Origin of the sequence: Microcystis sp. LE19-41.2A (assembly GCF_027530405.1) — a bacterium.
GTDB classification, from domain to species: domain Bacteria; phylum Cyanobacteriota; class Cyanobacteriia; order Cyanobacteriales; family Microcystaceae; genus Microcystis; species Microcystis aeruginosa.
In genome coordinates this window covers 1-9975 of sequence record NZ_JAPZQJ010000266.1, presented here as the reverse complement: position 1 = coordinate 9975, position 9975 = coordinate 1, and the positions used below count along the sequence as shown (strand labels likewise).

Sequence of the window (9975 nt, the reverse complement as noted above, 5' to 3'; positions counted from 1 at the left end):
CCTTTTCTACCTAAAAACCCCCCAAGAGAAGCAATCATTCTGACCGCTTCTGGCCAAGGAGGGCGGCTTTTCAGGGGGCGGACTCTTTTTATGAATAGTGGCACACAAAGATTGCCATTCATGTTCTTCCAAAAAACTTTCACAACTCTCCTCTCCGTGTAAGCGTGCTTGATAAGTTAACCAGAGTAATCTCCAAGCTAAAATTGAATAGGTAGCTAAGGCCATCTCAATTCTCCGACCCGTTTCTAATTGCCGTTTTTCTAATCCACAACCACTTTTTAAAACAAAATGATAGCGTTCTATCAACCAGCGATAACTGTACCAGCGCACACAGGTTATCGCCGATTCAAAGCTACTAATGTCTAGGCTAGTTAAGAGGAGCCAACTGATAGGATTAACCCCGGTATGAGGATTTTCTTCTTCAGCTAAAATTACCTGTAATTTGACAGATTGACTAGGCTTCGCTTTCGAGTGATGCTTAGGTACTTGTATTTCAAAACTGGCAAATCTAACTGTTAGTTTAGCTAGTCTAGCCTCGTGATATGGACAAACAGGGGTAAAGTCGGCACTTCAAAAGATAATCTTTCGGCCTTTCCTGTCCAATTTAAAAACGGTTCACCGATTGCCTTGAGTTTACGCGCTGCTATTTTGGCGGTTTCTAAATCTTCGGCTGCGAGAATTTGCTCAATTAAGGCCTCAGCTTCTTCTCGTGCGGGGTTTTCATCCCAGTTTAACTCCGGGGACAAGGAGGAATCATAACAATAGGTGACAGGGGGTTTTTTCTTCTTGAAGTGGGGTTCCGTGCCAATATCGGGGCGCTGGGGATGTTCCTCGCCATGGTTGTAACTTTTGGCTTCCGTTTTCTTGTTCGTCTTCTTGGGCATGAGCAACTCTTCCTCCATGGCGAGGTCAATCTTTATTTTAACCCCAAGAGAGCCGAAAAAAAGCGAACTTCTCTAGGGAGAAATTCGCCTTAATTTCCAGAAATTCTGAATTTATTAATTAGGCACGAGCTTCGAGACGACCGTAGAAAATGCCGCGAATTTTCACTTCTTCAGCATCTTTTGCCCCTAAATCGGTGTCGGAAGGCTGTTCACTTTCAAAAACACCAGCAAACTCGCCAGTAGAAGCATCAACTTTAGTCACCTGTAAAGACATAGTACCTTTACCCAGTTCCGTCGCTTTGACGTTAGCACGCTGGAAATCTTGACTATCAGCACTAGCGGGTAAAGCGACAGCATTATCATAACCCGTCACCACACCCCGACCTTTGGGATCTAAGAAACCAGCGCCACGATAGGAGGGAACTTTAAATTCGCCTTCAAAATCCGTGGAACTGTTAATCGAGTTAAATCCGGCTTCGGTTTTGCCAGTGAAACCTTTAATGGTAAAGAAGAGGGGAACTCTTTCACCTCCGGGTAATTGTACGGTAATGGGTTGGAAATCGATACCGTCTTCTTCCTTGAGGGTTAAAACACCGTCTTCACCTACGGTTAAGGTCGCTGTCATCTGTTCTAAACTGGTGGTATCTCTGGTTAAGAGTTTACCCGGGATAAAGGTGGCTGCTTCCCGCTTATTAATGGGTTCACCCTTGACAAAATATTCTTGGGGTTCCAAACATAAATCTGTCACCACATAACTTTCGCCGCTTTCTAAGGGGAGAGTACCCCGGGTAAACTCGGAAATCTGCGGACATTTGTTAGCTAATCCAGTGTTTAAAATTTCATCATAGGTTAGCTCGTTTCTATTCAGGACGGCACTAGGCGCGTCGCTACAAGCTGTCAACACCCCTAAGCACAAGGCTAAAAAGGCAACTAACAAGGCACGAAATCTCATCTATGTCAACCTCTCTTTGTCAATCTTTACAATTACTACCCTTGATCCATAGCCTGATGAATTATCGAATCGGTTGCGCCAATTCACCGAAACTCAGTTTATCAAAGATCAGTGACCATTGAGAAGATGGGAGACAGGGGACGGCAGGCAGGGGATAGGAGTCAGGAGATAGGAGTCAGGAGATAGGAGTCAGGAGACGGGAGGCAGCCGGCAAGAGGCAACAGTAAAGAGATTGGAGGAGATTCGGCTAATCGAAGAATAAGCAGTTTAAATACGTCTTAGCTTAGGAGTCAGTCCCGATGAAAAAATTTTCACCACCACAGATGAAAGAGGTTTCCTTCCCCACACCCCACACCCCACACCCTACACCCCACTTCCCCACTTCCCCACTTCCCCACTTCCCCACACCCCACACCCCACACCCTACACCCCACTTCCCCACTTCCCCACTTCCCCACTTCCCCACACCCCACACCCTCTTTCAAGTCAGGAGGCTCTAAGTAACTGATAGCTGATGACTGATATGATTGGTGTGACTGTTTTCAAATAGGAACATGAATAGCCGATTGCCGGGAGATAACAGCCAATTAGATAGCCAACTAGATTCCCTTGTAACGACGGTGACAGCGATCGCCCAAGAACAGCAGGGAGATTGTAACGGTTTGTTAATGTTGCTGCGAACTTTAGAAAATTTACATCGGCAAATTCGCGAGCAGATGTTCGAGCCATCTTTACCCAATACCCGTAAGGACTTATACGGATTACTCCGGGATATCGAGGAAACCGGGGGATGGCCCTATATAGAACGGATGAAGTTACAAATGTTAATGGAAAAATTATTAGCCAGTGAAGTCGGCGCGCTCGATTCGGCGGCAAAAACCGATGATCGAGAAAAATGAGTTTCCAGAGGTTACGGAGCGGGTTACAGTATTGGGAAAATGGATATTTTAGGGGTAGTTCGTAAATCATGACCACCGTGAACCCGATTAAATTTGGAACCGATGGCTGGCGCGGGATTATCGCCGCCGATTTTACTTTCGATCGAGTCGCTCTGCTCGCTCCCTTGGCGGCTCAGGTTTTAGCGGATAATTATGGTCAGATCACAGGTTCGCGGACGATGATCGTCGGCTATGATCGGCGGTTTATGGCGGAGGATTTTGCTCAAACTGCGGCGGAATCGCTTCAAAAAGCCGGTTTTGATGTGCTTCTCTCCCAATCCTACGCTCCGACTCCCGCTTTTAGTTGGGCAGCTCGATCAGAAAATGCTCTCGGTGCGATCGTGTTAACCGCCAGTCATAACCCGGCTAAATATCTCGGTTTGAAGGTTAAAGGTTATTTTGGTGGTTCTGTCTCGCCGGAAATTACCCAACAAATTGAAGCTTTATTGTCTAATCCGCCGCAATTTAACGCAGCTCCAGGTAAATTAAGCACTTTTGAACCGTGGTCAGGTTATTGTCAGGGTTTACGCCAAAAAGTTAATATTGCCGCTATTGCCAACGCGATCGAATCGGGACAACTAAAAGTTTATTCCGATGTCATGCACGGTGCGGCGGCTACCGGTTTAGAGCGTCTTTTGGGGGTGGGGATCACGGAATTACGCGGCAATCGCGATCCTTTGTTCGGTGGCGGCTCTCCGGAACCTTTACCGAGAAATTTGAGGGAAATCATCGATAAACTGGCTCACAGCGCAAATTTAGCCCCTTTGCGAGTAGGTTTGGTCTTCGATGGGGATAGCGATCGAGTAGCGGCGATCGATGGTCGGGGGAATTTTTTAAGCACCCAAAATCTCATCCCGATTTTAATCGAGCATTTAGCCGGCAAAAAGGGAATGAGAGGGGAAATTGTCAAAACGGTGAGCGGTTCCGATTTAATCCCCAAATTAGCCAGTTTATACGGTTTATCGGTCTTTGAAACCCCGATCGGTTATAAGTATATCGCCGATCGAATGTTGACCACTCCTGTGTTAATTGGTGGGGAAGAGTCGGGAGGTGTCGGTTATGGTACTCACATTCCCGAACGGGATGCTTTATTATCAGCTTTATACGTTTTGGAAGCGGTGGTAGAATCGGGCCAAGATTTAAGCGATCTTTACGCGCAATTACAGGATAAAACTGGTTTTCATTCTGAGTATGATCGCATTGATTTACCCTTAGCTAATATGGAAGCTCGCAATCAGTTAATTACTGCTTTGGATAAGGAACCCTTAAGGGAAATTGCCGGTAAACAAGTGACTGATTGTAATACTATGGACGGTTATAAATTCCGTTTAGAAGATGGCAGTTGGTTGTTAATTCGCTTTAGTGGCACCGAACCGGTTTTGCGTCTCTACTGTGAATCTTCAACCCTCGATCGAGTTGATGAAATTCTCGCCTGGGCAAAATCTTGGGCTACCTATATCTAATAGAAAACGGGTTTCTTGAAGAAACCCGTTTTCTGTTTTAAACGGGGATGAACTAGGAAATTTTCAGCCCGCGAATCGCATAATCTAATAATTCGATGGGATGAATAACGGGTGTATCTTTTCCCTGTAATTGTAGATGTTTTTTAATTTGTAGGGAACAACCCGGATTAGGAGAAGCAATCACCGCAGCCCCAGTATTTAATAAATTGCGTACTTTCTGCTGACCTAATTCATCGGCAGTATCTGGCTGTAGCATATTATAAACTCCGGCACTGCCACAACACAAGGCCGCATCGATAGGTTCTTTTAAGTTAATATTGGGGATTTTTTGCAATAATTGCCGTGGTTGCACGGAGATTTTTTGTCCGTGTAAAAGATGACAGGCATCTTGATAAACTAGGGTTAATTCTGTCTCGGTAATCGGGGATAAATCAGCAGTTAACCCCACTGCGGCTAAAAATTCTTGGGCATCGCGTACTTTAGCCACAAACTCCTTAGCCTTATCTTTGTATTCAGGATCATCGGCTAAAATATGATGATATTCCTTGAGAGTATGACCACAACCCGCCGCATTAATAATAATATAATCAACCTCGGTTTCTGCAAAACTATCGATCATTTGTCTGGCTAAACTTTGTGCTTGTTTTTCCTGTCCTTGATGTGCGGGTAAAGCGGCACAACAACCCTGGGTTTTTGGGATAACCACTTCGCAACCATTGGCAGTTAAAACCCGCACTGTTGCTTCATTTACCGGCGAGAAAAAGAGGCGCTGCACACAACCTAAAACTACTCCCACTCGATAGCGTTTTTCAGTTTGGGAGGGAATAACATCGGCATAGTTTTTAAACAAAGAGGACAGGGTAATTTTGGGTAAAATTGATTCCATCGCCGCTAGACGGGGAAAGAGCATTTTTAAGATACCCGATTTCCTGACTAGGGTTTGTAATCCCAGGGTTTGATATAACCAGAGGAAAGGTAAAAATAATTTGAGACGGACGGGATAGGGAAAGAGATTAAAAATCAGAAAACGAATAATTTTATCTTTAAAACTGCGGGGTTGATTGCGTTCCACCTGCGGACGAACTGCGGCGATTAATTGATCGTATTGTACTCCCGATGGACAGGTACTAACACAGGCTAAACAGCCTAAACAAGTATCAAAATGTTGGCTAGTGGTTTCGTCTAAAACTGCTTCCCCTTTGTTAATGGCATTCATCAGATAAATTCTGCCCCGGGGGGAGTCCATTTCTTTGCCAATCACTCGATAACTGGGACAGGTAGATAGACAAAAACCACAGTGAACACAACTATCGATTAATTCTTGGGCAGGGGGATTCTTGGGGTCAAATCCTTGATTTTTTTGGTCGATTAATTCTTGAAAGTTAACGGAATGTTCGGAGGTTTGCATGATTTTAAATTAGATTTTGTTAAGAAAGCGTTCAGGACTAAAAATACCGTGAGGATCGAATTTAGTTTTTAGGGTTTTCATCATGGTAATCGCGTTACCTGTATAGCCCCAAGGTTCAATTTTTTCTTTTAGCGATGGCGGCGCAGTTAACACCGTTAAATAACCCTGATTGGCACTGCATAAAGAGCGAATTTTGTCAAGATTTTCCTCCGATCTTAAGATAACTTTACCCACCCCACTACTAATATTAATCGAGGCTAGTCCGTTAATTTGGTCGATAACTAGAGCTAAATTGCTAGGTAATAATCCTATTTTGCCGAAAAAATTGCCCTCTTGGTCATAATTATCGATTGTTTTTCGGTATCTTTGCCCTAGAGAAACTTCTGCCTCATCCCGATAATAATTGGTCTGACAGTCTAACTGTTGTCCTAAATAACTCACCTGTTGCGATTGTTCGCTAATACTTTCGGGAATGCTTTGAAAACGCAGCAGTAAAGCGACTTTTTCCCCTAATCCTAGTGCTTGCGTCATCCCTGGGTTTAAACATTCAGCCACGGTGGGAGTTAAAGACGATTGCCGAATAACTTGACTTAATTTACTAATATTTTCGCTATTTCCAGTGATGATCAGGGTTTCTGAGTTAGCAGTTTCGGGATACAGTCGCAGGGTAATTTGATCGATAATCCCTAAAGTGCCGTAGGAACCCGTAAATAGCTTCATCATGTCGTATCCCGCCACATTCTTGACCACACGCCCTCCAGCTTTAGCAATCTCGCCATCGTGACGGATAAAGGAGAATCCTAGGATCAGATCCCGGACACCACCGTATCTTTGCCGCCATGTTCCCGCGTCGGCTGTGGCTATAATACCGCCAATCGTGGCATTATCGGCGTAACTGGGATCAAGAGGAAGAAATTGACCGCTAGGAGCTAAAAAAGCCTGTAAATCCGCTAGTTTAAGCCCAGCTTGCACGGTTATAGTTAAATCTCCCCTAGCATGGTCAATAATCCGGTTGAGATTTTGGGTACTGACTAAAATATCGGGCGACTCGACTAACCCACCCCAATCTAATTTACTGCCTTGACCGTAGGCCAGTAAAGACAGACGATTTTCGTTGGTAAAACGCACCAGAGAGGATAAAGCGGTTGTATTAGCGGGATAAACTATAATTTCAGGACTTTTGCCCCTAATTGCCCTTGATAATCTTTCTTGTTCCTCTTTTGGCACTTGTTGCCAGGTAATAACTGTCGTGTCGGGGGGTAAAATAGAAGTTATCTGAACAGCGATCGCAGTCATATTTTACAAAAGAATTGAGGAGTGAGGAGTCAGGACTTACCGGCCGATAATGGCGAAGAATGGGGGTAATGCTGGGGCTATCAGTAATTTTCAGCCTCTATTAATCAGATTACCTTAGTTTGGCTCTCCATCTCCGATGTCAGGCAATTCTAGCAATATTGAGGCACAAAGAAGTCAGCTTAATAACTGACTGCTAAGTAGCTGGTTATAATTAAATTAAAAATGGATTTTAGGTTCGATCCCCCCTGCCCCCCTTGATAAGGGGGGTGCCGATCCCCCCTTAGTCCCCCCTTAATAAGGGGGGTGCCGATCCCCCTTTAATCCCCCCTTAATAAGGGGGGCATCTGATAATTTTTAACGCCTACCTACTTAAATTAGCCATACACTCGTGTCATAATGTTAGATTACCTCGATCAGTAAGCCAAGAAGTAATGAGTGTAGATTGGACGAATAGCCGCGCCAAGCGATTAAGTGCCTTACCCCCCTACGTTTTCGCCCGCTTGGATGAATTAAAAGCCTTAGCCCGCAAAGAAGGACTAGATTTAATCGATTTAGGTATGGGCAACCCGGACGGTGCTGCCCCGCGTCCAGTTATCGAAGCGGCCATTCAAGCTTTTGAAACGCCCCAATTTCACGGTTATCCACCCTTTGAAGGAACCGCCAGTTTCCGAGAGGCGATCGCTAAATGGTATGATCGCTGTTATGGTGTGGAACTCAATCCCGATAACGAAGCTTTACCGCTGCTAGGTTCCAAAGAGGGCCTATCCCACCTGGCTTTGGCTTATGTTAACCCCGGCGATGTGGTCTTAGTTCCCAGTCCCGCCTATCCCGCCCATTTTCGCGGTCCCTTGATTGCTGGGGCGACGCTATACCCGATCATTTTAAAAGCAGAACAGGATTGGCTGATAGATATCGATTCTATCCCCGAAGATGTGGCTAAACAGGCGAAAATCCTCTATTTTAACTATCCCAGTAACCCCACGGCCGCCGTTGCCCCCCGAGAATTTTTTGAAAAAATCGTTGCTTGGGCCCAGCACTATGAGATTATGCTCGTCCACGATCTCTGTTATGCTGAATTAAGTTTTGATGGTTATCAGCCCACCAGTTTATTAGAAATTCCGGGGGCAAAAGAGATTAGTGTGGAATTTCATACCCTCTCGAAAACCTATAATATGGCCGGGTGGCGCGTCGGTTTTGTCGTGGGCAATTCCGATATTATTCAAGGGTTACGCACCCTGAAAACCAATCTCGATTATGGTATCTTTTCCGTCATCCAAAAGGCGGCCGAAACCGCCCTACAACTGCCGGATGAATACGTCAAACAAGTACAGGAAAGATACCGGCAGCGACGAGATTTTTTCATCAAAGGTTTGGCGCAATTAGGTTGGGATATTCCCCCCTCTAAGGCGACAATGTATCTCTGGGTCCCCTGTAGCGTCGGTATGACTTCCACGGATTTCGCCCTCAGCGTCCTCCAAAAAACTGGTGTCGTTGTCACTCCGGGCAATGCTTTTGGAGAGGGAGGGGAAGGTTATGTGCGCGTCAGTTTAATCGCCGATATCCCGCGATTAGGGGAAGCTTTACAGCGCCTCGAAGATGCGGGAATTCGCTATCGGTAAGGAGAGTTTTTCCCCTTGATTTACGGGCCAAATCCCTCTAGGCACTGACTAAAATTGTATGATGGAATTTTATCGCGGTAGCTTGCCACTTCCATGACCTACAGCTTAAGAATTGCCGATATTCCCGTCAGTGAAAGACCAAGGGAACGTTTAATCAGTGTCGGGGCGAAAAACCTCAGTAACGCCGAATTATTAGCGATTTTACTGGCTACAGGTCAAGGTAAAGGCAAACTCTCGGCAGTGGGTTTAGGACAGCATATTCTCAACGAATTGAGTAAATATCGCCGGGATCCCTTGGACGTTTTGAGGGATATTCACCCCCATGAATTAACCGCTATTCATGGCATTGGACCGGCTAAGGCCACTACTATTCTAGCGGCGATCGAATTGGGAAAACGAGCTTTTCAACGACGACCGACGGAAAAAATGGTCATCGATAGTCCCGATACCGCTGCCGCTATTCTTGGACACGAACTAATGTATCAGTCTCAGGAACGTTTCGCCGTTATTTTACTCGATGTCAAAAATCAGTTAATCGCACTCAAAGTGATTACTATCGGCACAGCCACAGAAACACTGGTACATCCGCGAGAAATCTTTCGAGAAGTAGTGAAACAATCAGCTACTAAGTTAATTATCGCCCATAATCACCCCACCGGGTCACTTGTGCCTAGTCAAGACGATATTTTACTCACAGAACAATTATTACAGGGGGCCACCTATCTAGCCATTCCTCTCCTAGATCATTTGATCCTCGGTAATGGCAACTTCCAAAGTCTTCGCCAAATCACAGATCTTTGGGAAAAATATCCCCAAGAAGATTGACAGAAAAGACATTCGATCAAGTAGTTTAATTTTTTAGCCGTTTCAATTGGGCGTTAATTTCTTCAAACATTATGCGATCGCTGTCAAGGATTGGGGAGAAAACCAAAAATTTTGGCCGCTCCTCCTAAAATGGCAACAACCAAAGCTATCAGAATCCCCCGATTGGTAAATTCTTGATCAGCGACCCTTGCAGTTAACCCTTTAATTTCTGCGGTTAGTCGCTCATCTAAAGCTTTAATGTCCCCTCTTAATTCTGATTGTCCTATCTCTAGCTTGTTTAAACGCTCGTTGACATCTCTTTGTAAAAAGTCGATTTTCCCCTCAATCCTTGTCAAGACAGCCTCAAGGGAATAAGTGACCGTTTCGTTAGACATTTTGCTAAACTCCTAATTAATTAGGGCTTGCTGAATAAATGTGAAATGTAGGCAAGGTAAGAGTTTTGTGGCTTTTCTTGCGAAACAGGTGCAAGATTTTGAGATAATCGTGCTTCAAAACCTGGCATCTTGAGCGGCGATTGCGTCCTGTAGGGGCGAAGCATTCGGGTAATAACCTATCGGTGAAACCGTAGATTTTCTATCCGAATGCTTCGC

At 45.0% G+C, this 9975-nt stretch carries 10 protein-coding genes and 1 pseudogene; 5 read left to right on the top strand and 6 right to left on the bottom strand.

Annotated elements, in window-relative coordinates; genetic code table 11:
• From O9290_RS11580 to O9290_RS11570, 3 genes and pseudogenes are all read right to left on the bottom strand, one after another.
• Positions 1 to 546 (bottom strand): annotated as a pseudogene (locus tag O9290_RS11580) (IS4 family transposase); the annotation flags it as partial.
• Positions 525 to 884, bottom strand: a complete 360-nt coding sequence (locus tag O9290_RS11575) for a hypothetical protein (RefSeq protein ID WP_052276459.1) — start codon at positions 882 to 884, stop codon at positions 525 to 527. The pseudogene O9290_RS11580 and the gene O9290_RS11575, both read right to left, overlap by 22 nt.
• Positions 885 to 1002: 118 nt before the next feature.
• Complete coding sequence (locus O9290_RS11570) at positions 1003 to 1836, bottom strand: photosystem II manganese-stabilizing polypeptide (protein ID WP_002761031.1); 834 nt, start codon at positions 1834 to 1836, stop codon at positions 1003 to 1005.
• Positions 1837 to 2135: 299 nt separating this feature from the next.
• Here O9290_RS11570 and O9290_RS11565 point away from each other — a divergent pair, with 299 nt between their 5' ends.
• From O9290_RS11565 to O9290_RS11555, 3 genes are all read left to right on the top strand, one after another.
• A complete protein-coding gene (locus O9290_RS11565; RefSeq protein ID WP_288087071.1) occupies positions 2136 to 2336 on the top strand; it encodes a hypothetical protein in 201 nt (66 codons plus the stop codon).
• 54 nt (positions 2337 to 2390) lie between these two features.
• Complete coding sequence (locus tag O9290_RS11560; RefSeq protein WP_002761033.1) at positions 2391 to 2735, top strand: hypothetical protein; 345 nt, start codon at positions 2391 to 2393, stop codon at positions 2733 to 2735.
• 68 nt (positions 2736 to 2803) lie between these two features.
• Complete coding sequence (locus tag O9290_RS11555; protein ID WP_288055786.1) at positions 2804 to 4237, top strand: phosphoglucomutase/phosphomannomutase family protein; 1434 nt, start codon at positions 2804 to 2806, stop codon at positions 4235 to 4237.
• A gap of 52 nt (positions 4238 to 4289) precedes the next feature.
• Here O9290_RS11555 and O9290_RS11550 read toward each other — a convergent pair whose 3' ends face one another.
• A complete protein-coding gene (locus tag O9290_RS11550) occupies positions 4290 to 5645 on the bottom strand; it encodes a (Fe-S)-binding protein (protein WP_159292786.1) in 1356 nt (451 codons plus the stop codon).
• A gap of 9 nt (positions 5646 to 5654) precedes the next feature.
• Positions 5655 to 6941: an FAD-binding oxidoreductase gene (locus tag O9290_RS11545; RefSeq protein WP_288055785.1), complete on the bottom strand. Its 1287-nt coding sequence runs from the start codon at positions 6939 to 6941 to the stop codon at positions 5655 to 5657.
• A 431-nt stretch (positions 6942 to 7372) separates the two neighbouring features.
• Between O9290_RS11545 and O9290_RS11540 the strand changes: the two genes are divergently transcribed.
• Together O9290_RS11540 and radC are read left to right on the top strand one after the other, a co-directional pair.
• The gene (locus tag O9290_RS11540; RefSeq protein WP_288087069.1) at positions 7373 to 8560 is read left to right on the top strand and encodes an aspartate aminotransferase; all 1188 of its coding nucleotides are present in this window, start codon (positions 7373 to 7375) and stop codon (positions 8558 to 8560) included.
• A gap of 93 nt (positions 8561 to 8653) precedes the next feature.
• Positions 8654 to 9385, top strand: a complete 732-nt coding sequence (gene radC / locus O9290_RS11535) for a RadC family protein (RefSeq protein WP_002761042.1) — start codon at positions 8654 to 8656, stop codon at positions 9383 to 9385.
• 83 nt (positions 9386 to 9468) lie between these two features.
• Here the strand turns inward: radC and O9290_RS11530 are convergent, their stop codons facing one another.
• Entirely contained in the window at positions 9469 to 9759 is a 291-nt protein-coding gene (locus tag O9290_RS11530; RefSeq protein ID WP_072927055.1) for a DUF4164 family protein, read from the bottom strand.
• Positions 9760 to 9975: the final 216 nt, after the last annotated feature.

What these genes read in the sequence shown, in the direction of transcription:
- O9290_RS11575 (WP_052276459.1), bottom strand. Translation starts at nt 884, where the DNA reads ATGCCCAAGAAGACGAACAAGAAAACGGAAGCCAAAAGTTACAACCAT.
- O9290_RS11570 (WP_002761031.1), bottom strand. Translation starts at nt 1,836, where the DNA reads ATGAGATTTCGTGCCTTGTTAGTTGCCTTTTTAGCCTTGTGCTTAGGG.
- O9290_RS11565 (WP_288087071.1), top strand. Translation starts at nt 2,136, where the DNA reads ATGAAAAAATTTTCACCACCACAGATGAAAGAGGTTTCCTTCCCCACA.
- O9290_RS11560 (WP_002761033.1), top strand. Translation starts at nt 2,391, where the DNA reads ATGAATAGCCGATTGCCGGGAGATAACAGCCAATTAGATAGCCAACTA.
- O9290_RS11555 (WP_288055786.1), top strand. Translation starts at nt 2,804, where the DNA reads ATGACCACCGTGAACCCGATTAAATTTGGAACCGATGGCTGGCGCGGG.
- O9290_RS11550 (WP_159292786.1), bottom strand. Translation starts at nt 5,645, where the DNA reads ATGCAAACCTCCGAACATTCCGTTAACTTTCAAGAATTAATCGACCAA.
- O9290_RS11545 (WP_288055785.1), bottom strand. Translation starts at nt 6,941, where the DNA reads ATGACTGCGATCGCTGTTCAGATAACTTCTATTTTACCCCCCGACACG.
- O9290_RS11540 (WP_288087069.1), top strand. Translation starts at nt 7,373, where the DNA reads ATGAGTGTAGATTGGACGAATAGCCGCGCCAAGCGATTAAGTGCCTTA.
- radC (WP_002761042.1), top strand. Translation starts at nt 8,654, where the DNA reads ATGACCTACAGCTTAAGAATTGCCGATATTCCCGTCAGTGAAAGACCA.
- O9290_RS11530 (WP_072927055.1), bottom strand. Translation starts at nt 9,759, where the DNA reads ATGTCTAACGAAACGGTCACTTATTCCCTTGAGGCTGTCTTGACAAGG.